We start from the raw sequence: 22926 nt of genomic DNA on the forward strand, positions 1-22926 counted from the left end.
CCGCAGTTGCGGCGCCAACGCGCGCACGCGCGAGGAACCCGCTACCCGATCATGAAAGTCATCAGCTCGATCCAGGAACTGCGCGACCAACTGCGCGGACAGAACCGCACGGCGTTCGTGCCGACGATGGGCAACCTCCACGAAGGACACCTGTCGCTGATGCGTCTCGCGCGCCAGCACGGCGATCCGGTCGTGGCGAGCATCTTCGTCAACCGGCTGCAGTTCGGCCCGAACGAGGATTTCGACAAATATCCGCGCACGCTGCAGGACGATATCGAGAAGCTGCAGAAGGACAATGTCTACGTGCTGTTCGCGCCGACCGAGCGCGACATGTATCCGGAGCCGCAGGAGTATCGCGTGCTGCCGCCGGACGACCTCGGCGGGATTCTCGAGGGCGAGTTCCGACCCGGTTTCTTCACCGGCGTGTGCACGGTCGTCACGAAGCTGATGTCGTGCGTGCAGCCGCGCGTCGCCGTGTTCGGCAAGAAGGATTACCAGCAGCTGATGATCGTGCGCCGCATGTGCCAGCAGCTCGCGCTGCCGGTCGAAATCATCGCGGCCGAGACGGTGCGCGACGAGGACGGCCTCGCGCTGTCGTCGCGCAACCGCTACCTGACGACCGACGAGCGCCGGGAAGCGCCCGAACTCGCGAGGACGCTGCAACGCATGCGCGACAGCGTGCTCGGCGGCGAACGCGACCTCGGCAAGCTCGAGCAGAACGCGCGCGCGCACCTGGCCGAGCGCGGCTGGGTGCCCGATTACATCGCGATCCGCCGCCGCGCGAACCTGATTGCGCCGAGCGCTGCCGAACTCGAAGCCGGCGAGCCGCTCGTCGTGCTCGCCGCGGCCAGGCTCGGCGCGACGCGCCTCATCGACAACCTGGAAATCTGACGGCCGCCCGGCCTCGCCTCTCACGCATCACGGAGACACCCATGCAGCGCCACATGCTCAAATCGAAGATCCACCGCGCGGCCGTCACGCACTGCGAGCTGCATTACGAAGGCTCGTGCGCGATCGACGAAGACCTGCTCGAAGCGGCGGGCCTCATCGAAAACGAACGGATCGACATCTGGAACATCAACAACGGCGAGCGCTTCTCGACATATGCGATCAAGGGCGAGCGCGGCAGCGGGATGATCTCGCTGAACGGCTCGGCTGCGCGCCGTGCGCAACTCGGCGACCTCGTGATCATCGCGGCGTTCGCGATGGTCGACGAAGCCGAGCTGCAGGCCGGCTGGAAGCCGAAGCTCGTGTTCATCGACGAAGGCAACAGGATCAAGGGCCACCGCGATCACGTGCCGACGCAGAACTGGACGTAATCCGCATGGCCACCGGCGTGCCGCGGCGCACCGGGTAGCCCCCGCCGCAGACGAACGAAGGGCCTGGTCCGGCACGATGCCCGATCAGGCCCTTTTCATACTGCCCCAGTCGCGCAGCGCTCAGGACGCCTTGGCGGCCTTCTCCGCTTTCGGCGCGCGCCGCTCGGCCCACTCGACGATCGGCCGCCATTGCTCGAGATCCTTGTCGACGCGGCTCTTCGCGACGTCCCACAGCGTCAGGCCGTGCGCAGCGATCTGCACGTAGTTCTGCGTGTCGCGCACGTAGCCGAGCACCGGCAGGCCGAGCCCTTCGACGAACCGGTGTAACTGGTCGGACGAACGCGTGCGCGCATCGACGCGCATCCCGACGATCCCGACCTCGACGCTGCCCTTGCGCACCGCCTTCTCGCCGGCGAGACGCTCCAGAAACTGCTGGGTCGCGAGAATATCGAACATCGACGGCTGCAGCGGCACGATCACCTTGTCGGCAAGCTGCAGCGCGACGTTCAGCCGGTTGCCGTGCAGCCCGGCCGGCGTGTCGATGACCGCATATTCGAGGCCGCGCGGCGGCTTCGACGGCGCATCCGGATCGAGATCCCACGCCTCGATCGCCGGAAGCCCGGCCGGACGCAGGTCGAGCCACGCATGCGCGGACTGCTGCCGGTCGAGATCGGCGAGCGCGACCCATGCGCCCTGCGCCGCAAAATAGCCGGCAAGATTGGTGGACAGCGTGCTCTTGCCCACGCCGCCCTTCGGATTCGCCACCACGATAACCGTCATGAATTCCCCCGAAAAAGCCGTGCGGCGCGTGCCGTGTGACACGCGCCGCTCGAATGCGGATACAGGGAGCGATGATATCGGCAAACGGGGGGTCACCGGAACGGGTTGCGCCGATGTCGCTCCGCTTATGCGGTACGTGTCGCGGCCCGCGGTGCGCCGAGCGCGAACGCGCCGCCGCCCAGCAGCGCCTGCACGGCCAGCGTGACAGCCCAGAACGCCGGGTATTCCCAGCCGCCGTTCGGCGACGCGAAGCTCCAGCCGTTCGGCAGATGCGCGGACACCGCGCCGAGCATGAACGGCAACAGCACGAGCGCCGCGATGCGCACGCGGAAGCCCGCGAGCAGCGCGAGGCCGCCGGCCAGCTCGACGAAGGTCGTCACGTACGCAAGCCAGCCCGGCAGACCGATCGACGCGAAGAACTGCGCGGTGCCGGGCAACGTGAAGACGAACACCTTCTGCGCGACGTGCGCGAGGTACAGCACGCCGAGGGCAACGCGCAGCAGTGTCGCGCCAAGATCGTTCAGGCGATTGGGGTTCATGGCGAATTCCTTCGTGAGTGGATGAGGATGGATCGCACTTTATTCGAACTGATTAAACCAATAAACAAGCAATTTGGCTTTAACTGATTCCATACAGGAATTAATCTGGCAATAAAAAAGGGCATGACAGATCATGCCCCGCCAGCCGATACCTGAAGCGAACCTCAGCCGCCGCTTCTACCTTGTGTCGCGTCGCCCGAGCCGGCCGGGCCACTGCCCGGGCCGTAGCCGTCGCAAGCGTGCGCAATCGCCGACGCGCCCAGCAGCGCCGCGAGCAGCATGCTCAACCACCATCGAGCCTTCATCGTCACGCTCCTGCGGGCGGACCTCCGCCCACCTGAGTTGTATGCGATCCGGCGGAAAAAGCCAGGCCGCAGCGTCCGTGCGTCAGCGGAATTCCGCATACAGCGCGCCCAGGTCGAGATGCTCGGCGAACGAATCGGCCAGACGCTCCAGCGACGCCTCGCGCAGTGCCGGGTAGTCGATGCGCTCCGCGCCGCCGAGCCCGGCCCACGCGAGCAATGCCGCGCACGCGTCGGGCGCGTCGAACAGGCCATGCACGTAGGTCGCGAGAATCTGCCCGTCGGCCGACACCGCGCCGTCCGTGCGCACGCCGTCCGGCGCGCCGCCGTCCGCCAACTCCAGCGCAGGCGCCGCCAGCGCGGGCCCGCGCGTGTCGCCCATGTGGATCTCGTAGCCGTGCACGGCGGCCGCGCCCGGCAGTGCGAGACGCCCGGTCACGTTCTTCAGCGTCTTGTCCGGCAGCAGCGTCGTGCCGAAGTCGAGCAGCCCGAGCCCCGGCACGCTGCCGGGCGCGCCTTCGAGGCCGAGCGGATCGTCCAGCGTGCGGCCGAGCATCTGCATCCCGCCGCAGATGCCGATCACCTTGCCGCCATAGCGCAGGTGCCGGCGGATCACCGGGTCCCAGCCCGCCTCGCGCAGCCACGCGAGATCGCGCTGCACGCTCTTCGAGCCGGGCAGGATCAGCAGGTCGGCATCCGGCACCGGCCCGCTCTTCCAGTACGTGAATTCGACCTGCGGATGAGCGCGCAGCGGATCGAAATCGGTGTGATTGCTGATCCGCGGCAGTGCGGGCACCACCACGCGCAGCACGCCGGCGTCGCCGCGCGCGGCGGCGCTGCGCGCCTGCGACGGCAGCATATCCTCGGCATCGAGCAGCAGCCCGTGCAGGTACGGCAGCACGCCGAACACCGGCTTGCCCGTCTGCGCACGCAACCAGTCGAGGCCCGGTTCGAGCAGCTTGAAATCGCCGCGAAAGCGATTGATCACGAAACCGCGCACGCGCGCGCGCTCGCTGTCCGACAGGCATGCGAGCGTGCCGACCAGATGCGCGAACACGCCGCCGCGATCGATGTCGGCCACGAGCACGACCGGGCAATCCACGCGTTCGGCGAAGCCCATGTTCGCGATGTCGCCTTCACGCAGGTTGATCTCGGCCGGGCTGCCCGCGCCTTCGACGAGCACTATGTCGTAGCCGGCGCGCAGCCGCGCGTACGACTCCAGCACCGCGTCGAACGCGACCGGCTTGTAGTCGTGATACGCCCGCGCATCGAGGTTCGCGCGCGCCTTGCCGTGAATGATCACCTGCGCGCCGCGATCGCTCGTCGGCTTCAGCAGCACCGGGTTGAAATCGGTATGTGGCGCGACGCCCGCGGCAAGCGCCTGCAGCGCCTGCGCGCGGCCGATCTCGCCGCCGTCGGCCGTCACCGCGCTGTTGAGCGCCATGTTCTGCGGCTTGAACGGCGCGACGCGCGCGCCCGCGCGGCGCGCGAGGCGGCACAGGCCGGCGACGAGCGTGCTCTTGCCCGCGTCGGACGTCGTGCCCTGGATCATCAACGTGCCGCGCGGCTGCGGTTCGGGTGCGTTCATCGTATGCAAAGTCGTGGCGAAGCGAAGGCCGCATTATCGCCCGCGCCGGCACGCGCGCGCCGTTACAATCACGCGATGATTCAGCACGACCTCACCTTCGTCCTCGGCGGCGCACGCTCGGGCAAGAGCGCGCATGCCGAGCGGCTTGCCGCCGACAGCGGCCGCCCCGTCACCTATATTGCGACCGCGGCCGCGACGGCCGCCGATGCCGAATTCGAACAGCGCATCGCGCATCATCGCGCGCGCCGGCCGGCCGACTGGGGCTTCGCCGACGCGCCCGTCAATCTGGCGGGCACGCTCGCGCGGCTCGACGATCCGCGCGCGTGCCTGCTCGTCGACTGCCTCACGCTGTGGCTCACGAACCTGCTGTGCCCGCTCGACGGCGAACCGCTCGACGACGCGCAATACGCAGCGCAGGTCGCGCAACTCGAACACACGTTGCGCAGCGCCCGTGCGAAGGTGATCGTCGTCAGCAACGAAATCGGGCTCGGCGTGGTGCCGCTCGGCTCGGTCACGCGCCGCTACGTTGACGAGCTCGGACGCCTGAACCAGCGCATCGCCGCACTCGCGACGCGCGTGACGCTGCTGGTTGCCGGACTGCCGCTCGAGATCAAGGCCGGAGCGCCGTCATGCTGATGCTGTCGCTGCCGATCGTCGCGATGCTTGCAGTCGCGGCCGCGATCGTCGATCGCCTGTTCGGCGAACCGGCTGGCTGGCATCCGCTCGTCGCGTTCGGCCGGCTTGCCGCGCGCATCGAGGACGCCATGAACACGGGCCGGCGCGGCCGCGCAATCGGCGTCGCCGCGTGGAGCGCGGCCGTGCTGCCGCCGGTGGCCGTCGCGGCGTGGCTCGCGGCCGTGCTGCCCTGGCCGCTAGCAGCGGCGCTACACGTCGCGCTGCTGTGGTTCGCGCTCGGCGCGAAGAGCCTCGCCGACCACGTCGCGCCGATCGCCGCCGCGCTGCTGCGGCACGACCTCGACGCCGCGCGCGCGCTGACCGCGCGCATCGTATCGCGCGACACGAGCGAAGCCGACGAAGGTGCACTGTCGCGCGCGGCCGTCGAATCGGCGCTGGAGAACGGCAACGATGCGATCTTCGGCGCGCTCTTCTGGTTCGTCGTCGCGGGCGGCCCCGGTGCGCTGCTGTTCCGGCTCGCGAACACGCTCGATGCGATGTGGGGCTATCGCACGCCGCGCTTCCTGACCTTCGGCTGGGCCGCCGCACGCCTGGACGACGCACTGAACTGGATTCCCGCGCGCCTCACTGCCGCGAGCTATGCGCTGCTCGGCGACACCGCCGCCGCGTGGCGCTGCTGGCGCACGCAGGCACGTCACTGGGACAGCCCGAATGCAGGCCCCGTGATGGCCGCGGGCGCCGGCAGCCTGAACGTGCAGCTCGGCGGCCCGGCCGTCTATCACGGCGAAATCGAGGACCGTCCCTCGCTCGGCACCGGCGCGCCCGCGACGGCCGCGCACGTCGCCGCCGCGCTGTCGCTCGTCACGCGCACGCTCGCGCTGTGGCTCGCGCTGCTCGTCGCGAGCGGCGCCCTCATCCTCGCTACCCATCATGTCTGACGCACGCATCCCGCACGGCGGCAACCTGCACGAAGCCGCACGCCGCCACGGCATTCCGTACGACGCGTGGCTCGACCTGTCGACCGGCATCAATCCGGTCGGCTATCCGGTGCCGCCCGTGCCGGCCGACGCATGGCGCCGGCTCCCCGACGACGGCGACGCGCTCGCCGCATGCGCGGCCCGCTACTACGGCGCACCCGATGCCGCGCACGTGCTGCCGGTTGCCGGCAGCCAGGCCGCGATCCGCGCATTGCCAGCGCTGCTGCCGGCCGGCGACGCCGGCGTCGCGGCGCTCGCGTATGGCGAATACGCGCCGGCATTCGCGCGTCACGGTCATCGCGTCGTGCCGCTCGACATCGACATGGACGTGCTGCCCGCGACGCTGCGTCACGTCATCGTCGGGAATCCGAATAATCCGACGGCCGATCTCGTTCCGGCCGAACGCCTGCTCGGCTGGCATGCGCAGTTGTCGGCACGCGGCGGCACGCTGATCGTCGACGAAGCGTTCGCGGATACCGGCGCCACGCCGTCGCTCGCGCAATACGCGGATCGCGCGGGCCTCGTCGTGCTGCGCTCGGTCGGCAAGTTCTTCGGTCTCGCCGGCATCCGCGCGGGCTTCGTGCTCGCGTGCGAGGCGCACATCGCCGCATTGCGCGACACGCTCGGCGCATGGACCGTGAGCGGCCCCGCACGTCATGCGGTCGGCGCCGCGTTCGGCGATCGTGCCTGGCAGGCCGCCGCGCGCGAACGGCTCACCGCGGACGGCGGGCGGCTCGCCGCGCTGTTGCGCGCGCACGGCTTCGCGGTGCGCGCGACACCGCTCTTCAGCTGGACCGGCGACCCGCGCGCGGCCGCGCTGCATGCGGCGCTCGCCGCGCACGGGATCTGGACGCGGCACTTCCCGCAACCGTCGAGCGTGCGCATCGGCCTGCCGGGCAGCGAAGCCGAATGGCAGCGCGTGATCGAGGCGCTCGCGCAGTGCGTCCCGACGTTACAACAGGAATCCGCATGAACGCCCGCACGCTCCGCCGGCTGCCGCCGCTCGCAATGGTGGTCGCGCTCGCGCACGCGCCCTTCGCTCACGCCAACGTCACGACCCGCGACGATGCCGGCAATACCGTCACGCTTCCGGCGCCCGCGCAGCGCGTGATCAGTCTCGCCCCGCACGCGACCGAGCTGGTCTACGCGGCCGGCGGCGGCGCGAAGCTCGTCGGCACCGTCACGTACAGCGACTATCCGCCCGCCGCGCAGGCCGTGCCGCGCGTCGGCGACAACAAGGCGCTCGACCTCGAGCGGATCGCCGTGCTGAAGCCGGACCTGATCGTCGTCTGGCGGCACGGCAACGCCGAACGGCAGATCGACGCGCTGCGTGCGCTGCACATCCCGCTGTTCTTCAGCGAACCGAAGCATCTCGACGACGTGGCGTCGTCGCTGCGCCGGCTCGGTACGCTGCTCGGCACGGAACCGGCGGCCGATGCCGCCGCCGCATCGTTCTCGCGCGACATCGCGGCGCTGCGCGCGCGTTACGCGACACGTCCGCCCGTCACGATGTTCTTCCAGGTATGGGACCGGCCGCTGATGACGCTCAACGGCGATCATCTGATCAACGACGTGATCACGCTGTGCGGCGGCCGTAACGTATTCGCCGCGCTGAAGCCGCTCGTGCCGACCGTCACCGACGAAGCCGTGCTGGCCGCGAATCCGGAAGCGATCGTGACGACGAGCGCCGGGGCGACACGCTCGGACGCGCCGCTGCCGAGCCTCGCGCGCTGGCGCGCATGGCCCGCGATGACGGCCGTGGCGCGCAACAACCTGTTCGCGATCGACGGCGATCTGCTGACGCGACCGTCGCCGCGGATCGTACAGGGCGCGGCTGCGCTGTGCGAGGATCTCGACACCGCGCGAGCACGGCGGCCGGCACACTGATCCGGGTGACGGCATGCCTTTGCGCTGCCGAAGCACGCACGATCGCAAGCCGGCGGCACACCGGTGCGCGATCGCCTACTCGTCCCAGTGCAGGATTTCCCAGGTTCGCGCCGCATCGTCCGCACGCAACCAGACGACGCCGCCCGTCGGCACCGGTCGCGACAGCAACGTATCGAGCGGCACGCGCAACACGTGCGAGGCGAACGCGCGAATCACGCCCGCATGCGTGAGCGCCCAGTACGGCGCGTCGGCCTGCGTGAGCGCGTCGGCCACTCGTGCGACGCGCGCGGCGAACCGCGCGACGCTCTCGCCACCGTGCGCGCACGCATGCATCAGGTCGGCCGCCCACGCATCGAGCGCAGCGCGGTCGATATCGTCCCAGCGCTGCATTTCCCACGTGCCGAAGTCCATTTCCTGCCAGCCCGCATCGCAACGCAACGGCACGTCGAGCGCCTGCGCAAGCCGATCGGCAACCGATGAACACCGCATCAGCGGACTCGTCCAGACCTGTGCGGGCGCCGGCGCCCCAAGCGCCAGCAGATGATCACGCACGGCAAGCGCACCAGGCTCGGCCGGTGTGGCGAGCGGCACGTCGCTGCGTCCGTAACAGACGCCAGGCTCGACGGCGACGGCCGGATGGCGAATCAGGACGACATCCATCCGAGCATCACCAGGTAGATTGCAAGCTCGCCCAGTTGCTGGGCGAAGCCGAGACAGTCGCCCGTGTACCCGCCGATCCGCTTCACGAAATAGCGGGCGGCCCATGCGCGCACGAGCACGAGCGCGACGAACGCGGCGAGGCCCGCGCGCCAGTCCGGCCAGAACAGCCACGGCAGCCCGAACACGGCCGCGACCCATGCCGCACGCGCGCCCATGCGCTGCGCAACCGGCTTCGCCTTGCCTTCCGGACGAACGTAGTCGAGCGACATCAGCAGGCTCACCGCCGCCGCGCGGCTCGCCGCATGCGCGGCGATCATCGTCCAGGCGGCGCGCAGCGGCGGCATCGCTGCAAGCGCCTGCCATTTCAGCCCAAGCGCGATCACGAGCGCAACCGCGCCGAACGTGCCGATCCGCGAATCGTGCATGATCCGCAGCACGTCGTCGCGCGCGTACCCCCCACCGAATGCATCGCAGCTGTCGGCAAGACCGTCCTCGTGAAACGCGCCGGTCACGAGCAGCGTCGCGGCCATCGACAGTCCGACCGCGATCGACGCCGGCAGCACGCGCAGCGCGGCGAGATAGACGAGCGCGCCCCACGCGCCGACGCAGGCGCCGATCAGCGGGAAATAACGCGCTGCCTGGTCGAGATCGCCCGCCTCGTAGCCGATCGCGCGCGGCACCGGCACGCGCGTGAAATAGCCGAGCGCGACGAGGAAGTACCGCAGTTCGGCGCGCACGCCGCGCGCGCGCTCAGGCGTCACGGTTGTCGACGCCGGCGGACTCGAAGCTCGCCATCTCGGCGAGGAACGCGGCCGCCGCGCGCACGAGCGGCAGCGCGAGTGCCGCGCCCGTGCCTTCCCCGAGCCGCAGGTCGAGCGCGAGCAGCGGCTTCGCGCCGAAATGCTCGAGCATGCGCCGGTGTCCGGCCTCGTGCGATGCATGCGAGAACACGCAATAGTCGCGCACGCCGGGCGCGATGCGTTCCGCGACGAGCAACGCAGACGTCGCGATGAAACCGTCGACGAGGATCGTCATCCGTTCGCTCGCGGCCGCGAGATACGCCCCCGTCATCATCGCGATCTCGAAGCCGCCGAACGTCGCGAGCACGTCGATCGGCGCGATCGCGTGCGAATGCCTGACGAGCGCTCGACCGAGCACCGCGCGCTTGTGCGCGAGCCCCTGGTCGTCGAGCCCCGTGCCGCGCCCGACGCACGCGTCGATCGGCACGTCGAGCAGCCGGCTCATCAGGCACGCGGCCGACGACGTGTTCGCGATCCCCATTTCTCCGAAGCCGATCACGTTCGTGCCGAGCGATGCATGCAGGCGTACGCGTGCGGCGCCGGCCGCGAGCGCGGTGTTCGCCTCGTCGCGCGTCATCGCGGGCTCGACCGCGAAGTTGCGCGTGCCCCGCGCGATCGGCAGCGACACCAGCCGGTCGGACACCGGCAGCGGCGACGCGACGCCGGCATCGACGATCTCGAGCGCACTCTGCGCGACGCCGGAGAACGCGTTGATCGCCGCGCCGCCCGCCAGGAAGTTCGCCACCATCTGCGCGGTGACCGACTGCGGATACGGGCTCACGCCTTCGGCCGCGATCCCGTGGTCGCCTGCGAACACGATCGTCACGGGACGCTGCACGTGCGGCCGCTCGGTACGCTGGATCAGCCCGATCTGCAACGCGATCGCCTCGAGCTGGCCAAGGCTGCCGGGCGGCTTGGTCTTGTGATCGATCACATGCTGCAGGCGCTTGCGCAGCGTGTCGTCGAGCGCTGCAATCGCGGGCGGGAAGTCGGTCGGGTTCGTCATCGGAAGGTTGCCTCGTTGGCGCGGCCGGTGCCGCGCATCGAAAAAAGGAAGATCATCGCCGCTCGGGCCACGCGGGCAGCAGCGCGTCACGGCCGTTCTCGCGGATCAGCACGAGCGGATAGCCGAAGGCCTCGCTGGCACGCGCCGGCGTCAGCACGTCGTGCACGGGGCCGGCCCACGCACGGCCGCGGCCGTCGAGCAACAGCGCGTGCGTCGCGAAACGCCGCGCGAGATTCAGGTCGTGGCACGAGAACAGCACCGTGCGCGGGCCAGCGTCGAGCCATGCGGTCAGCGCGCTCAGGCAATCGATCTGGTGATGCAGGTCGAGATGCGCGAGCGGCTCGTCGAGCAGCATCAGCGGCGCATCCTGGCACAGCGTCGCGGCCAGCGCGACGCGCTGGCGCTCGCCGCCGGACAGCGACAGCACGTCGCGCGATGCGAGCGCGGCCAGCCCGAACGTCGCGAGCGCATCGCGCGCCGCCGCGCGATCGCCGTCACGCTCCCAGCCCCAGCCGCCGAGATACGGAAAGCGGTTCAGCAGCACCGTATCGAATACCGTCGCGCTGAACGCGTCGTGCTGTTGCTGCGGCATCAGCGCACGGCGCTGCGCCAGTTGTTCGGGCGGCCATGCGGCAAGCGGCCGGCCGTCGATCTCGACCTGGCCGCCGGCCGGCGGCTGCAGCCCCGCAAGCGTCGCGAGCAGCGTCGTCTTGCCGGCGCCGTTCGGCCCGGCGACACACCAGATCTCGCCCGGCCGGAACGTCTGCGTGAAGCCGCCAAGCAACGTCCGGTCGCCGGCCTTCAGCGTCACGCCAGCCGCAGCGTAGGTCATGTCGCCCGCGGTGCGCGTTGCGGTGAGCGTCATCGCATCGGCCTCCTCAGCAACATCCACAGGAACACCGGCACGCCGATCAACGCGGTCATCACGCCGACGGGCAATTGCGCGGGTGCAATCGCGGTGCGCGCGAGCAGATCGGCCGCCATCACGCCGCCACCGCCCGCGAGCATCGCTGCAGGCAGCAGCATGCGCTGGTCGTTGCCGAACGCAAGTCGCAGCGCGTGCGGGACGACGAGGCCGACGAAGCCGATCGTGCCGGCCGTCGTCACCGCCGCTGCGGCGGCCAGCGACGCGACGAGGTAGATCCGCACCCGCAGTCGCGCGACCGGCACGCCGAGCGCGAGCGCGGTCGCGTCGCCGCGCAGCAGCACGTTCAGTTGCGGTGCGGTGGGCAGCGCGATGCACGCGGCCAGCAGCAGCGCGCCCCATGCGAACCACGGCGCCGTCACGCCGTTCAGGTCACCGGTCAGCCAGAAGAGGATGCCGCGCAGCCGGCCGTCGGGCGCGAGCGACAGCAGCAGCGTGACGAGCGCGCCCCATCCCGCCGCGATCACGACCCCGGTGAGCAGCAGTCGCGGCGATGCATCGCGCGATTCGCCGCGCCACAGCTCGCGACGCGCGAGTCCGAGCACCAGCGCGACCGACACGAGCGCGCCGGCGAACGCAGACGCATCGACGAGCCACCATGCGGCACCCGCGATCATCGCGACGAGCGCGAAGCCGGCCGCGCCGCCCGACACGCCAAGCACGTACGGCTCCGCGAGCGGATTGCGCAGCAGCACCTGCAGCAGCGCACCGGCGAGCGCGAGCAGCGCGCCGCATGCGAAGCCGGCGAGTGCGCGCGGCAGCCGCAGCGTGCGCACGATGTCGGCGAACAGCGCATCGCCGCCATGCGGGACGAGCGACGCGAGCGCTTGCCACGGCGACATCGGCACGCTGCCGATCGACAGCGACGCGACGAACAGCAACGCGACCACGGCCACGAGCACGGCCCAGATCGTGGCGGCCCGAGCGGCGCTCATGCGCTGCGCGGCATCGCGCGCGACGCGCGACGCATCGGCTGACCGCCGTCGCCGGCCGAACGCGGCACGGTCGCAGCGCTGCGGCATGTTGTGGGGATACGCAAGCTCGTCATCCTTGTGGAACAGGGCGTTGTTGAAGCGTCTACGCACGTATCGCGACGCGGCAATGTCATCGCGCACCGCGACGTCGACGATCCCGTGGCCGCCGAGCCGCACCCCGCGACATCGCAGCCAGCCGTGCATCGACCGTACCGGCTCGATGTCGCGACGATCCGGCGAGCCGCGGCACCTGCGTGCGGCCGAGGTTCTGCGCAATATAGTGGAAGCCGCCGTATCGGGTCGGTGTCCGCGCGCGCGGCGAGATCCGGCGTCTCGAATCCGGTGCGCCGCGCGGCTGCATCCGCGAGCGTGCGCGATACGATCGTCGCCGGCCACGGCACATTGGCGACTGCGGCGGCACGCGTCGCCGCGAATCTCGCCGAATCGGCGCGCACGGCAGTCCGCGTGACGGCGGCGAGCGACAATCCGCGCGGCGCGCCGAACTCAGTACGGACGATTGGGGTCAGCATCGAAGACAAGTCCCGTGAAGCACTGCGCGCCCCGCTTCCCCGCAGGCCGCGCGTCACGAAGCCCGTGCGGGCCCCTCGCCTCGGCCGGTATCCGGGCTGCAGCGTACCGGCTCGCCTTCCCGCGCGTGTCGCGCGCAGTGGCCCGTGCCCGCGTGCGAAACCTGCACGTCGGACACGCCCGAGCCGGCCTGCGTCGTACGACGCGGCCGCTTACCGTTGCGGGGGCAGCGCAGGTTGGCGCTTTCCTGGCGGAGTACGCGCCCTGCTTCCCGTTTAACCGCGCGACGCACGCGCGAGCACCGAGGCGGCGCCAGTTTAGGAGCCGGCCGCGCGAGCGTCAAGAAAGCGGTCCGCGCGCGTTTCGGAGCACGCGCGACACGCATATTCGAGGCAAGAAGCGAGGGTGTTACGACTGGAAACGTTACAGATGTCGGAATGCGCGTTATTCCGCGCTAAAATGCTGGGTCTTTAGAGGACGCAGCAGATGCTCAACGAACTCGAAACCTTATCTCAAAATATTGGCCGTCTGATTTCGCTGAACAAGCGCTATCACACGGAACGGCTCGCGCTCGAGGAGCAAGTCGCGCAATTGCGCGCGGAAGCGGACGCGGTCCGCGCGGAACTCGCGCAACTGCGCGAGGAACGCAATGCGCTCGCGGCCGAGCGCGACAACCTGTCGGCAAAGATCGACGACGCCCAGGTCAAACTGAACGCGATTCTCGAAAAACTGCCGCGCTCGAAGAGCGCGGAGCAGGCCGACAACCAGCTCGATCTGCTGGACGCGCAGGCGCGTACGGATAGCGATGACGCGGCCAGCCACGGAGAACATGCATGAGCACCAAGCAGATCGAAGTCTCGATTCTCGGTCAGCCCTATCGGCTCGCCTGTTCGGCCGAGACCGAAGCGGCGCTGCTCGAGGCCGTCGCGCGCGTCGACGCCGAAATGTCGAAGATCCGCGCGAACAGTTCGGTGCGCGGCACCGATCGTATCGCGGTGATGGCCGCATTGTCGCTCGCATCCGAATTGCTGCGACTGCAAACCAGCGTGCGGCACGGTGAAGCATTTCCGGCGGAGGAAATCCGTCGTACAATGCATCAAATGAACGAACAGCTCGGCGCGGTGCTCGCACAGCACGAGACGCAGTAACGTTTGATCGATGCGTCGATTCCCCTTGATCTCGGCGATCAACGGTGGTCAAATTGGCGCAACGAAACACAGTTCAGTCAGCTTCCCTGCCTGGTTCGCCAAGGTCATATATTCCTTGAACCAATGCCATGTGCACGGTTGCGGAAATTTGTAGCACGGGCGCGCGCGTCACTCTGTCTGATGTACCCGAAGTGCTGCTAACTGCGACCAATTCTGAACCCCAGGTTCAGGATGCCGGCCTAGCGGCCAAGGCGGGGGCCTATCCAACGGCATCGGGAACTCCCGATGCCGTTTCCTTTTGTAGCAGCCCTTTCTGCGTCGATTACGATCCATGCAATACTGGCTGATGAAGTCCGAACCGGACGAAGCAAGCATCGACGATCTCGCAAACGCACCGCAGCGTTCGCTGCCATGGACTGGCGTGCGCAACTATCAGGCGCGCAATTTCATGCGCGACACGATGAAGATCGGCGACGGTGTGCTGTTCTATCACTCGAGCTGCCCCGAGCCCGGCATCGCGGGCCTTGCCGAAGTGTCGTCGACGCCCTACCCCGATCCCACCCAGTTCGATCCGAAGAGTCCGTATTACGACCCGAAGTCGACGCAGGAAACGCCGCGCTGGCTGCTCGTCGACGTGCGCTTCGTGAAGAAGTCGCCGCTCGTGCCGCTCGCGGCGCTGCGCGAACACGACGAGCTCGCGGACATGCGCGTGCTCGCGCGCGGCAACCGGTTGTCGATCACGCCCGTCACGCGTGCGGAATGGCGCTTCATTACCGAAAAGCTGATGAAGTAGGCATGCGCGAAAGGTCAAATCCGGTCAACACGCGCCACCGCCACGGAACTCGCGGCGCATTCGCGCAACCTAAGCAACCGCCGTCCGCCGATCTGGCCGACGGCGGTTTTTCCGTCGCGCGGTACGCCCGCGTCGCGCACGCGTGATCCGCGTGCGCGCCCTCGCACAAGGAGTCCAACAATGACCAAGAAATCCGCACTCGCGCTGTCCCTCGCCCTCGCCGCCGCTGTGCCCGTCGCGCTGACGCTCACGTCGCCGGCCGCGCATGCGCAAACCGCGAACCCGCACTTTCCCGAGCCGGCGGGCGTGTTGTCGCTGTCGTCGCAGGCCAGCGCCGACGTGCCGCAGGACATCATCCACATCACGCTGTTCTACGAGCAGCAAGCGAAGGATCCGGGCAGCCTCACGTCCGCGCTGAACCAGCGCGCCGACGCGGCGCTTGCGCAGGCGAAGGGCGTGTCGGGCGTTACCGCGCACACCGGCGCGTTCTCCGTGTATCCGAGCACCGATCGCGACGGGAAGATTTCCGCGTGGCGCGGACGCACCGAAGTCGTGCTCGAATCGCGCGATTTCGCGGCGGCCTCGAAGCTCGCGGGCCAGTTGTCGAACCAGATGCAGGTCGCGAACGTCGAATTCTCGCTGTCGCCCGAAGCGCAGCGCGCAGCCGAGCAGAAGCTCACCACCGAGGCGATCAAGTCGTTCCGCGCGCGCGCGGACGAAGCCGCGAAGGCCTTTGGCTACAGCAGCTACTCGATCCGCGATGTGAACGTCGGCGGCGGCCGCAACGTTCAGCCCTATCCGCGCATGATGGCGATGGCCGCGGCACCGATGGACAGCGCGAAGATGAGCGCGCCGATCGCGGTCGAAGGCGGCAAGGCGACCGTCTCGGTGACGGTCAACGGCTCCGTGCAGATGAAGTAACGCGCATCGCGCCGCCGCAGGCAGATGCAAAAACGCCGGCCCGAGGGCCGGCGTTTTTCATTGGTGACCTTGCGTGCGATGCCGATCGTACCCATCGGCATCGCACCGGATGCATCACCTGCATCGACGGTTACGCAGCCGCATGCTTTGCGTGGCGGCGATACGCCCACATCATCAGCGCGATACCCACGATGATCATCGGCAGCGACAGCCACTGCCCCATCGACAGGCCGAGTGCGAGCAGGCCGAGGAAATCGTCCGGTTCGCGTGCGAATTCGACGGTGAAGCGCGCGAGGCCGTAACCGATCAGGAACAGCGCGGATACGGCGCCCATCGGCCGCGACTTGCGCGAGAAGAAGAACAGTACGAAGAACAACGTAATGCCCTCGAGCGCGATTTCATAGAGCTGCGAAGGATGACGCGGCAGCATCTGGTACTGCATGAACACGTCGGCGAGATGCCACTTCTCGACGAGCGCCGGATGCTTCGGCAGCCATGCCGCATCGTCGCGCATCGCGCCCGGGAACATCATCGCCCACGGCGCATGCGGATCCGTCACGCGGCCCCACAGCTCGCCGTTGATGAAGTTGCCGAGCCGCCCGGCCGCGAGCCCCGTCGGCACCATCGGCGCGACGAAATCGGTGACCTGCAGCCAGTGGCGCTTGCGCTGCCACGCGAACAGCACCATCGCGAGCGTCACGCCGAGGAAGCCGCCGTGAAACGACATCCCGCCTTCCCACACCTTGAAGACGTCGAGCGGATGCGCGAAGTAGAAGTCGGCCTTGTAGAACAGCACGTAGCCGAGCCGGCCGCCGAGCACGGTGCCGAGCACGCCGTAGAACATCATGTCGTCGATGTCCTTCGCGGTCCAGCCCTGCGCCGCGACGTGCGGCAGCTTCAGGCGGATCCGGCCGACGACGATCGCCGCGATGAAGCCGACGAGATACATGAGACCGTACCAGCGCACGGCGAGCGGCCCGAGATGGATCGCTACGGGGTCGAAATTCGGGTGAATGATCATGGGTTAGCGATGAAGTTTTCGAATGCGGTACGGTGCTCCCGCACCGCGCATTGGACGGCGCCGGCGCGCCAACGTTCGCGTCACGCGGTGAGACCGTGCGCACGCACGACGTCGATGAAGCCGGCGAGCACCGGACTCACGTCGCCCGTGCGCCACACGAGGCCCGTCTCGACGACGGGGGCGTCGCCGGCGAGCGGCCGGTAGACCACGCCGGTGCGCCGCAGGTTACGCAGAGACTGCGGCACCAGTGCGACGCCCATGCCGGCCGACACGAGGCTGACGATCGTCTGCATCTGGATCGCCTCCTGGCCGATGCGCGGGGTTTCCCCCGCCGCGCCGTAGCAGCCCGTAATGATGTCATAAAAGCCGGGCGCCAAACGACGCGGGAAGATCACCAGCGGCAGCGCGGCCACCTCGGCCAGGTGCACCGGTTCGTCCTCCCCTGCATCCGGCGCGGCGGACGCCGGCATCGCAACCACCAGCGGCTCGCGCACGACCGGCAGGTACGACAGCCCGGCCGCGTGGCGCGGCGGCACCGGCGGAATCACGAGCCCGGCGTCGATGCGGCCCGCGACGAGTTCGTCGATCTGCACGTCGCTCGTCGCTTCCGCGAGTTGCAGCCGCACCTGCGGATAGCGCGCGCCGAACGCACGTAGCAGCGCCGGCAGCAGCCCGTAATCGGCGGTCGATACGAACGCGAGCGACAACGAGCCGGCCTCGCCGCGCGCGAGACGCCGCGCGAGCGGCGGCAGCGCGTCGGCCGACGCGAGCAGCCGGCGCACGTCGGGCAGCAGCGCGGCGCCGACCGCCGTCAACGCAACCGAACGCTTGGTGCGCACGAACAGCGCGACGCCGAGCGCATCCTCCAGCGAGCGGATCGCCTGCGACAGCGGCGGCTGCGTCATCGACAGCCGTTCGGCCGCGCGGCCGAAATGGCGCTCGTCGGCAACGGTTGCGAAATAGCGCCACTGGCGCAGGTCGGGCGTCGGATCTGCCATGCTTCACTCATTCGTAAAACGACTTAGTAAGCGACAAATAATATATTGGACATCCCAAACCGGAAACTCCATTCTTGTTTCATCCGAACCGGCACGCCGTTCGCGGGCGTCGCCAACACAACGATGGAGTCCCCCATGTCGTACAACCGCCGCTCGCAGCACATCACGCAAGGCGTGGCCCGTTCGCCGAATCGCTCGATGTATTACGCCCTCGGCTACCAGAAGGACGATTTCGACAAACCGATGATCGGCATCGCGAACGGTCACTCGACGATCACGCCGTGCAACTCGGGCCTGCAGCGCCTGTCGGACGCCGCTGTTGCCGCGGTGAAGGCCGCCGACGCGAACCCGCAGATCTTCGGCACGCCGACGATCTCGGACGGCATGTCGATGGGTACGGAGGGGATGAAGTACTCGCTCGTGTCGCGCGAAGTAATCGCCGACTGCATCGAAACCTGCGTGCAGGGTCAGTGGATGGACGGCGTGGTAGTGGTCGGCGGCTGCGACAAGAACATGCCGGGCGGCATGATCGCGCTCGCGCGCCTGAACGTGCCGGGCATCTACGTGTACGGCGGCACGATCCGCCCCGGCCACTGGAAGGGCCGCGACCTGACGATCGTGTCGTCGTTCGAGGCGGTCGGCGAATTCACCGCGGGCCGGATGTCGCAGGAGGATTTCGAAGGGGTCGAGCAGAACGCGTGCCCGACGTCGGGCTCGTGCGGCGGCATGTACACCGCGAACACGATGAGCTCGTCGTTCGAGGCGCTCGGCATGTCGCTGATGTACTCGTCGACGATGGCCAACCCCGACCAGGAAAAAGTCGATTCGGCCGCCGAATCGGCGCGCGTGCTGGTCGAGGCCGTGAAGCGCGACCTGAAGCCGCGCGACATCATCACGAAGGCGTCGATCGAGAATGCCGTGTCGCTGATCATGGCGACCGGCGGCTCGACCAACGCGGTGCTGCACTATCTCGCGATCGCGCACGCGGCCGAGATCGACTGGACGATCGACGACTTCGAGCGCATCCGCAAACGCGTGCCGGTGATCTGCGACCTGAAGCCGTCGGGCCAGTACGTCGCGACCGACCTGCACAAGGCGGGCGGCATCCCGCAGGTGCTGCGAATCCTGCTCGATGCGGGGCTGCTGCACGGTGACTGCATCACGATCACCGGCCGCACGATCGCCGAGGAACTGAAGGACGTGCCGGGCGTGCCGCGCGCGGACCAGAACGTGATCTTCCCGATCGATCGCGCACTGTACAAGGAAGGCCATCTCGCGATCCTGAAGGGCAATCTCGCGGAGGACGGCGCGGTCGCGAAGATCACCGGCCTGAAGAACCCGGTGATCACCGGCCCGGCGCGCGTGTTCGACGACGAGCAAAGCGCGATGGATGCCATCCTCGGCGACCGGATCCGCGCGGGCGACGTGCTCGTGCTGCGCTATCTCGGCCCGCAAGGCGGCCCGGGCATGCCGGAAATGCTCGCGCCGACGTCGGCGATCATCGGCAAGGGGCTCGGCGAGTCGGTCGGTTTCATCACGGACGGCCGCTTCTCCGGCGGCACCTGGGGCATGGTGGTCGGCCACGTCGCACCGGAGGCGTTCGTCGGCGGTACGATCGCGCTCGTACAGGAAGGCGACTCGATCACGATCGATGCGCACCGGCTGGTGCTGCAACTGAACGTCGACGACGCGGAACTCGCGCGCCGGCGCGCCGCCTGGACGCAGCCGGCGCCGCGCTACACGCGCGGCGTGCTGGCCAAGTACGCGGCCCTCGCCCGCCCGGCGAACAAGGGGGCCGTCACCGGCTGACGCGCGTCTGGCGTCATGCGACCCCATTGCAGACAGCCGTCGGGGAAACGCGCAAAACGCGCGTTCCCTTTACTCTTATAATGCACGCGGACCGTGAAGCCGGCCGTCCCCGCCGGCGGAGAACCGCATGAAACAGACGATATTGCGCGCGCTGCTCGTGATGCTGCTGACCGGCAGCGCGGCAGCCGCACACGCCGACCCGGGCGCCGACGGGCTCGCACTCGCGCAGCGCAAGAACTGCCTGGCCTGCCACGCGGTCGGCAAGCCGTTGATGGGTCCGTCGTTCCGCGACATCGCCGGCCGGTACGCAGCCCGCACGGACGCCGCCGATTACCTCGCGCAGTCGATCGTAAACGGCAGCGTGGGTGTGTGGGGCAACGTGCCGATGCCCGCCAATACGCAGCTGACGAGTGCCGAGGCGCACACGCTTGCGCAGTGGGTGCTATCGCTGCACTGAAGGGAATGATCCGGCGCGCGCACGTGCCGGCAGGTTCGCCGGTGGCGACCGGAACCGCGCCCGCGGTTCCTGCACCGAAACGAACGCGTGGTCAGCCCGAATGACCGCTCCGGCGGCGGGCGATCTCGTCATCGACCGCATCGCGAACCCAATCCATCACTTCCGTTTCGAGCGCCAGCGCCACTTCGCGCGTGATCTGGCCAACCAGCCAGGCTGTATGGTCGTGCAGCGCGTCGCGGCAACGCGCCTCGATCGCCTCGCGCCCTTCCCCGGTCAGATAATTCGTCAGACGGTTGCGCAGACGCTCGGCGATGCACTGTGCGTCCTCCGCCGTCAGCGCGGCAGCCGCATCCGGCTGCCGCACGCCGGCGAGGTGATCGGGAACCGGTGCGTCAACGGCCGGTGCAAGCGCCTCGGGCAGCCCTGCTGCCTCGGAGTGCCCGGCTGTCTCGTGCGGCACCGCGGCGAGATCGTGAGGCTGCGAATCGTCGGCGGCGAGCGCCGAACGAAGCGGCGCCTGCATCGCCGCGGATTCCTCTGCGACGACGCGCTCCGCGGCACCGGGTTCGGCCGGCGCATCGCTGTCGCCGGGCAGTTCGACGGCCGGTACGTACGGCGTCGGCACCGGCTCGACCACCACGGATTCGGGGTCGGTGTCCACGTGTTGCGGCGCGCCGGGAACTTCGGCGGCACGGGCCGGCGCAACCACGTCGGTCAGCACCGGAATGGCGGCATCGTCGTGCGGCGACGATGCATCTGCCGCGGACGCACGCGCCGGCACCGGCTTGCCCGGCACCAGCACGTCGGTCAGCGTCGGGATTGAGGATGAGTCGGCTTGTGTCACGGGAACGCTCCGTCGACGGGTTCGGCTAGCTGCCCTGCTTGTAGTTGTTCAGCGCGTATCCGCGATCGCGGTAAAAGCGGTAGCGGTCGCGGCCCGCGGCGAGTTCGTCCGGCGCATTGCCGACCACTTCGAGCAGACGCTCGAAGCGGGCGAACTGCGCGGGCACGGCGGCACCGAGGTTCAGCAGCACGTGATGATGCGGCGCCTGGTCGAGGTCGGCGGTCAGCACGATCGGCGTGCCGGCTGCGTGCGCGCTGTCGACGCCGCAATGCGGGATGAAATCGAGCGGCGAGAAGGTCCAGAGCCGCTCGTCGAGCGCGCGCAGGCGCGCGGGCTCGGCGAGCACGACGACCGGCTGCCCGGCCAGATAGGCCTTGCGCAGCAGCCGGCACGCGTACGCGAGCGAATCGCCGACGTTCGAATGGAAATCGATTCGCGTCATTGCCCGCGTACCTGCATCGTCGTGTGCACCGCCATTACTGGCCGGCGCGGTCGATCAGGAACTGCGCGAGCAGCGGCACCGGACGACCGGTCGCCCCCTTCGCCGCGCCGCCCTTCCATGCGGTACCCGCGATGTCGAGGTGCGCCCACGGGTAGCTTTCGGTGAAGCGCGACAGGAAGCACGCAGCCGTCACGGCACCGGCCGGACGTCCGCCGATGTTCGCGATGTCCGCGAAATTCGACTTCAGTTGATCCTGGTACTCGTCGTCGAGCGGCATGCGCCATGCCGGGTCGTTCGCCTCGCGCGACGCGTCGAGCAGTTCGCCCGCGAGCGCATCGTCCTTCGAGAACAGGCCGCTGTTGTGGCCGCCGAGCGCGATCACGCATGCGCCCGTCAGGGTCGCCACGTCGATCACCGCGGCCGGCTTGAAGCGCTCCGCGTAGGTCAGCGCGTCGCACAGGATCAGGCGACCCTCGGCGTCGGTGTTCAGCACTTCGATCGTCAGCCCCTTCATGCTGGTGACGACGTCGCCCGGCTTCGTCGCGTTGCCGCCCGGCATGTTCTCGCAGGTCGGCACGATCGCGACGACGTTGATCTTCAGGCCCATCTCGGCGACCGCACGCATCGTGCCGAGCACGGAGCCCGCGCCGCACATGTCGTACTTCATCTCGTCCATGCCCTCGCCCGGCTTCAGCGAGATGCCGCCGGTGTCGAACGTGATGCCCTTGCCGACCAGCACGACCGGCGCGGCCTTCGCGGCGGCGCCCTGGTAGTGCAGCACGATGAACTGCGGCGGTTCGACCGAGGCGCGCGCGACCGACAGGAACGAACCCATCTTGAGCGCCTGGATCTGCTTCAGGCCGAGCACCTCGGCCTTCAGGCCCCAATCCTTCGCGATCTTCTTCGCGGTGTTGCCGAGATAGGTCGGCGTGCACACGTTGCCGGGCAGGTTGCCCAGATCGCGGGTCAGATCCATCCCGTTGGCGAGCGCGACGGCCTGCTTGATCGCCAGCTTCGCCGCCTTTTCGTCGGACGGATCGACGCTGAACACGACGCGCTTGAGCGTGTGCGATGCCGGCTCCGGCTTGCTCTTCATCTGCGTGAAGCGGTACGTCTCGTTGCGCAGCGCGAGAATCGCCGCGCGCACGCCCCAATCGGAGCCGCGCTCGTCGACCGGCAGTTGCGCGAGCGAGAACGTGACCTGCACGACCTTCGTCGCAAGCAGCGCGCGCCATGCGGCCGTCACCGCGTCGTTGTAGGCTTTCTGATTGAAAGCATCCTGCTTGCCGAGGCCGACGAGCAGCACGCGCGACGCGCCGATGCCCGATACTTCGTGCAGGAACAGCGTCCGGCCGCGCTTGCCGTCCATGTCGCCGGCCTTCACCATGCGCGAGATCAGTCCGTTGGTGGCCGTGTCGATGTCGAGTGCCGCGCCAGATAGGGTCTGCGCCTCGAAGATGCCGAGCACGATGCAGTCGGACTTCCCGGTCAGGAACCCCTTGGCCTCGCCTTTGCTCCAATCACAGCCTTTTATGCTAAAGTCCATCGCGCTTGTCCTCGGATAAAATCTGG

At 68.8% G+C, this 22926-nt stretch carries 26 protein-coding genes, 1 other RNA gene and 1 riboswitch; of the genes, 13 read left to right on the forward strand and 14 right to left on the reverse strand.

Going from position 1 to position 22926, the window contains the following annotated elements:
- Positions 1-51: 51 nt before the first annotated feature.
- Positions 52-891 carry a pantoate--beta-alanine ligase gene (panC, locus tag DIE13_RS11705; RefSeq protein ID WP_124827277.1) on the forward strand — a complete coding sequence of 280 codons (840 nt, stop codon included), beginning with the start codon at positions 52-54 and terminating at the stop codon, positions 889-891.
- A gap of 41 nt (positions 892-932) precedes the next feature.
- Entirely contained in the window at positions 933-1319 is a 387-nt protein-coding gene (panD, locus tag DIE13_RS11710) for an aspartate 1-decarboxylase (protein ID WP_096502215.1), read from the forward strand.
- Positions 1320-1439: 120 nt separating this feature from the next.
- Here the strand turns inward: panD and DIE13_RS11715 are convergent, their stop codons facing one another.
- The 4 genes from DIE13_RS11715 to DIE13_RS11725 all read right to left on the reverse strand — a co-directional run bounded on the left by DIE13_RS11715 (position 1440) and on the right by DIE13_RS11725 (position 4528).
- Positions 1440-2099: a ParA family protein gene (locus DIE13_RS11715; RefSeq protein ID WP_124827278.1), complete on the reverse strand. Its 660-nt coding sequence runs from the start codon at positions 2097-2099 to the stop codon at positions 1440-1442.
- Positions 2100-2224: 125 nt separating this feature from the next.
- Complete coding sequence (locus DIE13_RS11720; RefSeq protein ID WP_124827279.1) at positions 2225-2638, reverse strand: DoxX family protein; 414 nt, start codon at positions 2636-2638, stop codon at positions 2225-2227.
- Positions 2639-2802: 164 nt separating this feature from the next.
- Positions 2803-2943 carry a hypothetical protein gene (locus tag DIE13_RS32865; RefSeq protein WP_175751026.1) on the reverse strand — a complete coding sequence of 47 codons (141 nt, stop codon included), beginning with the start codon at positions 2941-2943 and terminating at the stop codon, positions 2803-2805.
- A gap of 82 nt (positions 2944-3025) precedes the next feature.
- Positions 3026-4528 carry a cobyric acid synthase gene (locus DIE13_RS11725; protein ID WP_124827280.1) on the reverse strand — a complete coding sequence of 501 codons (1503 nt, stop codon included), beginning with the start codon at positions 4526-4528 and terminating at the stop codon, positions 3026-3028.
- Between the two features lie 75 nt (positions 4529-4603).
- Between DIE13_RS11725 and cobU the strand changes: the two genes are divergently transcribed.
- Genes cobU through DIE13_RS11745 form a run of 4 tightly spaced genes read left to right on the forward strand, consistent with a single transcriptional unit; the run spans position 4604 to position 8028 of the window.
- Positions 4604-5164, forward strand: a complete 561-nt coding sequence (gene cobU, locus DIE13_RS11730) for a bifunctional adenosylcobinamide kinase/adenosylcobinamide-phosphate guanylyltransferase (RefSeq protein WP_124827281.1) — start codon at positions 4604-4606, stop codon at positions 5162-5164.
- Positions 5158-6102: an adenosylcobinamide-phosphate synthase CbiB gene (gene cbiB, locus DIE13_RS11735; protein WP_124827282.1), complete on the forward strand. Its 945-nt coding sequence runs from the start codon at positions 5158-5160 to the stop codon at positions 6100-6102. The genes cobU and cbiB overlap by 7 nt, the downstream gene beginning before the upstream one ends.
- The gene (gene cobD, locus DIE13_RS11740) at positions 6095-7114 is read left to right on the forward strand and encodes a threonine-phosphate decarboxylase CobD (RefSeq protein WP_124827283.1); all 1020 of its coding nucleotides are present in this window, start codon (positions 6095-6097) and stop codon (positions 7112-7114) included. The genes cbiB and cobD overlap by 8 nt, the downstream gene beginning before the upstream one ends.
- Positions 7111-8028 carry a cobalamin-binding protein gene (locus tag DIE13_RS11745; protein WP_124827284.1) on the forward strand — a complete coding sequence of 306 codons (918 nt, stop codon included), beginning with the start codon at positions 7111-7113 and terminating at the stop codon, positions 8026-8028. The genes cobD and DIE13_RS11745 overlap by 4 nt, the downstream gene beginning before the upstream one ends.
- Before the next feature lie 75 nt (positions 8029-8103).
- Here DIE13_RS11745 and cobC read toward each other — a convergent pair whose 3' ends face one another.
- The 5 genes from cobC to DIE13_RS11770 are packed head-to-tail and all read right to left on the reverse strand — an operon-like array spanning position 8104 to position 12354.
- The gene (cobC, locus tag DIE13_RS11750) at positions 8104-8688 is read right to left on the reverse strand and encodes an alpha-ribazole phosphatase (protein WP_124827285.1); all 585 of its coding nucleotides are present in this window, start codon (positions 8686-8688) and stop codon (positions 8104-8106) included.
- A complete protein-coding gene (locus DIE13_RS11755; protein WP_124827286.1) occupies positions 8673-9449 on the reverse strand; it encodes an adenosylcobinamide-GDP ribazoletransferase in 777 nt (258 codons plus the stop codon). Before DIE13_RS11755 ends, cobC begins: the two co-directional genes overlap by 16 nt.
- Complete coding sequence (gene cobT / locus DIE13_RS11760; RefSeq protein WP_124827287.1) at positions 9439-10494, reverse strand: nicotinate-nucleotide--dimethylbenzimidazole phosphoribosyltransferase; 1056 nt, start codon at positions 10492-10494, stop codon at positions 9439-9441. The genes DIE13_RS11755 and cobT overlap by 11 nt, the downstream gene beginning before the upstream one ends.
- 52 nt (positions 10495-10546) lie before the next feature.
- Positions 10547-11359 carry an ABC transporter ATP-binding protein gene (locus tag DIE13_RS11765; RefSeq protein WP_124827288.1) on the reverse strand — a complete coding sequence of 271 codons (813 nt, stop codon included), beginning with the start codon at positions 11357-11359 and terminating at the stop codon, positions 10547-10549.
- Positions 11356-12354, reverse strand: a complete 999-nt coding sequence (locus DIE13_RS11770) for an iron ABC transporter permease (RefSeq protein ID WP_124827540.1) — start codon at positions 12352-12354, stop codon at positions 11356-11358. Before DIE13_RS11770 ends, DIE13_RS11765 begins: the two co-directional genes overlap by 4 nt.
- A 633-nt stretch (positions 12355-12987) precedes the next feature.
- Positions 12988-13242, reverse strand: a riboswitch (cobalamin riboswitch).
- 165 nt (positions 13243-13407) lie between these two features.
- Here DIE13_RS11770 and DIE13_RS11775 point away from each other — a divergent pair.
- The 5 genes from DIE13_RS11775 to DIE13_RS11795 all read left to right on the forward strand — a co-directional run bounded on the left by DIE13_RS11775 (position 13408) and on the right by DIE13_RS11795 (position 15783).
- Positions 13408-13758: an ATPase gene (locus DIE13_RS11775; protein ID WP_124827289.1), complete on the forward strand. Its 351-nt coding sequence runs from the start codon at positions 13408-13410 to the stop codon at positions 13756-13758.
- Positions 13755-14069, forward strand: a complete 315-nt coding sequence (locus DIE13_RS11780; protein WP_011885730.1) for a cell division protein ZapA — start codon at positions 13755-13757, stop codon at positions 14067-14069. The genes DIE13_RS11775 and DIE13_RS11780 overlap by 4 nt, the downstream gene beginning before the upstream one ends.
- A gap of 80 nt (positions 14070-14149) precedes the next feature.
- A non-coding RNA gene (ssrS, locus tag DIE13_RS11785) (6S RNA) lies at positions 14150-14331 on the forward strand.
- 69 nt (positions 14332-14400) lie between these two features.
- Positions 14401-14862 carry an EVE domain-containing protein gene (locus tag DIE13_RS11790; protein ID WP_124827290.1) on the forward strand — a complete coding sequence of 154 codons (462 nt, stop codon included), beginning with the start codon at positions 14401-14403 and terminating at the stop codon, positions 14860-14862.
- A gap of 180 nt (positions 14863-15042) precedes the next feature.
- Positions 15043-15783 carry an SIMPL domain-containing protein gene (locus DIE13_RS11795; protein ID WP_124827291.1) on the forward strand — a complete coding sequence of 247 codons (741 nt, stop codon included), beginning with the start codon at positions 15043-15045 and terminating at the stop codon, positions 15781-15783.
- A gap of 130 nt (positions 15784-15913) precedes the next feature.
- Here the strand turns inward: DIE13_RS11795 and lgt are convergent, their stop codons facing one another.
- Both lgt and DIE13_RS11805 read right to left on the reverse strand, forming a co-directional pair.
- Positions 15914-16804: a prolipoprotein diacylglyceryl transferase gene (gene lgt, locus DIE13_RS11800; RefSeq protein WP_124827292.1), complete on the reverse strand. Its 891-nt coding sequence runs from the start codon at positions 16802-16804 to the stop codon at positions 15914-15916.
- An 80-nt stretch (positions 16805-16884) separates the two neighbouring features.
- Positions 16885-17802 (reverse strand): LysR substrate-binding domain-containing protein, encoded by a 918-nt coding sequence (locus DIE13_RS11805; protein WP_124827293.1) that lies wholly within the window; start codon positions 17800-17802, stop codon positions 16885-16887.
- A 135-nt stretch (positions 17803-17937) separates the two neighbouring features.
- Here DIE13_RS11805 and ilvD point away from each other — a divergent pair, with 135 nt between their 5' ends.
- Together ilvD and DIE13_RS11815 are read left to right on the forward strand one after the other, a co-directional pair.
- On the forward strand, positions 17938-19611 hold the full coding sequence (gene ilvD / locus DIE13_RS11810) for a dihydroxy-acid dehydratase (protein WP_124827294.1): 1674 nt from the start codon (positions 17938-17940) through the stop codon (positions 19609-19611).
- Positions 19612-19738: 127 nt separating this feature from the next.
- The gene (locus DIE13_RS11815; protein WP_124827295.1) at positions 19739-20068 is read left to right on the forward strand and encodes a c-type cytochrome; all 330 of its coding nucleotides are present in this window, start codon (positions 19739-19741) and stop codon (positions 20066-20068) included.
- Between the two features lie 91 nt (positions 20069-20159).
- On the opposite strand, the gene DIE13_RS11820 is transcribed toward DIE13_RS11815, so the two are convergent.
- Genes DIE13_RS11820 through DIE13_RS11830 form a run of 3 tightly spaced genes read right to left on the reverse strand, consistent with a single transcriptional unit; the run spans position 20160 to position 22900 of the window.
- The gene (locus DIE13_RS11820) at positions 20160-20912 is read right to left on the reverse strand and encodes a DUF2486 family protein (protein ID WP_124827296.1); all 753 of its coding nucleotides are present in this window, start codon (positions 20910-20912) and stop codon (positions 20160-20162) included.
- Between the two features lie 25 nt (positions 20913-20937).
- Entirely contained in the window at positions 20938-21354 is a 417-nt protein-coding gene (locus DIE13_RS11825; RefSeq protein ID WP_059527631.1) for a DNA polymerase III subunit chi, read from the reverse strand.
- A 34-nt stretch (positions 21355-21388) separates the two neighbouring features.
- Positions 21389-22900 (reverse strand): leucyl aminopeptidase, encoded by a 1512-nt coding sequence (locus tag DIE13_RS11830; protein WP_124827297.1) that lies wholly within the window; start codon positions 22898-22900, stop codon positions 21389-21391.
- Between the last annotated feature and the right edge of the window lie 26 nt (positions 22901-22926).

The organism is Burkholderia sp. Bp9016 (genome assembly GCF_003857765.1).
In the GTDB taxonomy this organism is placed as follows: Bacteria; Pseudomonadota; Gammaproteobacteria; order Burkholderiales; family Burkholderiaceae; genus Burkholderia.

Excerpts from the sequence above, each read along its gene's own strand:
- panC (WP_124827277.1), top strand. The coding sequence starts at position 52 with ATGAAAGTCATCAGCTCGATCCAGGAACTGCGCGACCAACTGCGCGGA.
- panD (WP_096502215.1), top strand. The coding sequence starts at position 933 with ATGCAGCGCCACATGCTCAAATCGAAGATCCACCGCGCGGCCGTCACG.
- DIE13_RS11715 (WP_124827278.1), bottom strand. The coding sequence starts at position 2,099 with ATGACGGTTATCGTGGTGGCGAATCCGAAGGGCGGCGTGGGCAAGAGC.
- DIE13_RS11720 (WP_124827279.1), bottom strand. The coding sequence starts at position 2,638 with ATGAACCCCAATCGCCTGAACGATCTTGGCGCGACACTGCTGCGCGTT.
- DIE13_RS32865 (WP_175751026.1), bottom strand. The coding sequence starts at position 2,943 with ATGAAGGCTCGATGGTGGTTGAGCATGCTGCTCGCGGCGCTGCTGGGC.
- DIE13_RS11725 (WP_124827280.1), bottom strand. The coding sequence starts at position 4,528 with ATGAACGCACCCGAACCGCAGCCGCGCGGCACGTTGATGATCCAGGGC.
- cobU (WP_124827281.1), top strand. The coding sequence starts at position 4,604 with ATGATTCAGCACGACCTCACCTTCGTCCTCGGCGGCGCACGCTCGGGC.
- cbiB (WP_124827282.1), top strand. The coding sequence starts at position 5,158 with ATGCTGATGCTGTCGCTGCCGATCGTCGCGATGCTTGCAGTCGCGGCC.
- cobD (WP_124827283.1), top strand. The coding sequence starts at position 6,095 with ATGTCTGACGCACGCATCCCGCACGGCGGCAACCTGCACGAAGCCGCA.
- DIE13_RS11745 (WP_124827284.1), top strand. The coding sequence starts at position 7,111 with ATGAACGCCCGCACGCTCCGCCGGCTGCCGCCGCTCGCAATGGTGGTC.
- cobC (WP_124827285.1), bottom strand. The coding sequence starts at position 8,688 with ATGGATGTCGTCCTGATTCGCCATCCGGCCGTCGCCGTCGAGCCTGGC.
- cobT (WP_124827287.1), bottom strand. The coding sequence starts at position 10,494 with ATGACGAACCCGACCGACTTCCCGCCCGCGATTGCAGCGCTCGACGAC.
- DIE13_RS11765 (WP_124827288.1), bottom strand. The coding sequence starts at position 11,359 with ATGACGCTCACCGCAACGCGCACCGCGGGCGACATGACCTACGCTGCG.
- DIE13_RS11770 (WP_124827540.1), bottom strand. The coding sequence starts at position 12,354 with ATGAGCGCCGCTCGGGCCGCCACGATCTGGGCCGTGCTCGTGGCCGTG.
- DIE13_RS11775 (WP_124827289.1), top strand. The coding sequence starts at position 13,408 with ATGCTCAACGAACTCGAAACCTTATCTCAAAATATTGGCCGTCTGATT.
- DIE13_RS11780 (WP_011885730.1), top strand. The coding sequence starts at position 13,755 with ATGAGCACCAAGCAGATCGAAGTCTCGATTCTCGGTCAGCCCTATCGG.
- DIE13_RS11790 (WP_124827290.1), top strand. The coding sequence starts at position 14,401 with ATGCAATACTGGCTGATGAAGTCCGAACCGGACGAAGCAAGCATCGAC.
- DIE13_RS11795 (WP_124827291.1), top strand. The coding sequence starts at position 15,043 with ATGACCAAGAAATCCGCACTCGCGCTGTCCCTCGCCCTCGCCGCCGCT.
- lgt (WP_124827292.1), bottom strand. The coding sequence starts at position 16,804 with ATGATCATTCACCCGAATTTCGACCCCGTAGCGATCCATCTCGGGCCG.
- DIE13_RS11805 (WP_124827293.1), bottom strand. The coding sequence starts at position 17,802 with ATGGCAGATCCGACGCCCGACCTGCGCCAGTGGCGCTATTTCGCAACC.
- ilvD (WP_124827294.1), top strand. The coding sequence starts at position 17,938 with ATGTCGTACAACCGCCGCTCGCAGCACATCACGCAAGGCGTGGCCCGT.
- DIE13_RS11815 (WP_124827295.1), top strand. The coding sequence starts at position 19,739 with ATGAAACAGACGATATTGCGCGCGCTGCTCGTGATGCTGCTGACCGGC.
- DIE13_RS11825 (WP_059527631.1), bottom strand. The coding sequence starts at position 21,354 with ATGACGCGAATCGATTTCCATTCGAACGTCGGCGATTCGCTCGCGTAC.
- DIE13_RS11830 (WP_124827297.1), bottom strand. The coding sequence starts at position 22,900 with ATGGACTTTAGCATAAAAGGCTGTGATTGGAGCAAAGGCGAGGCCAAG.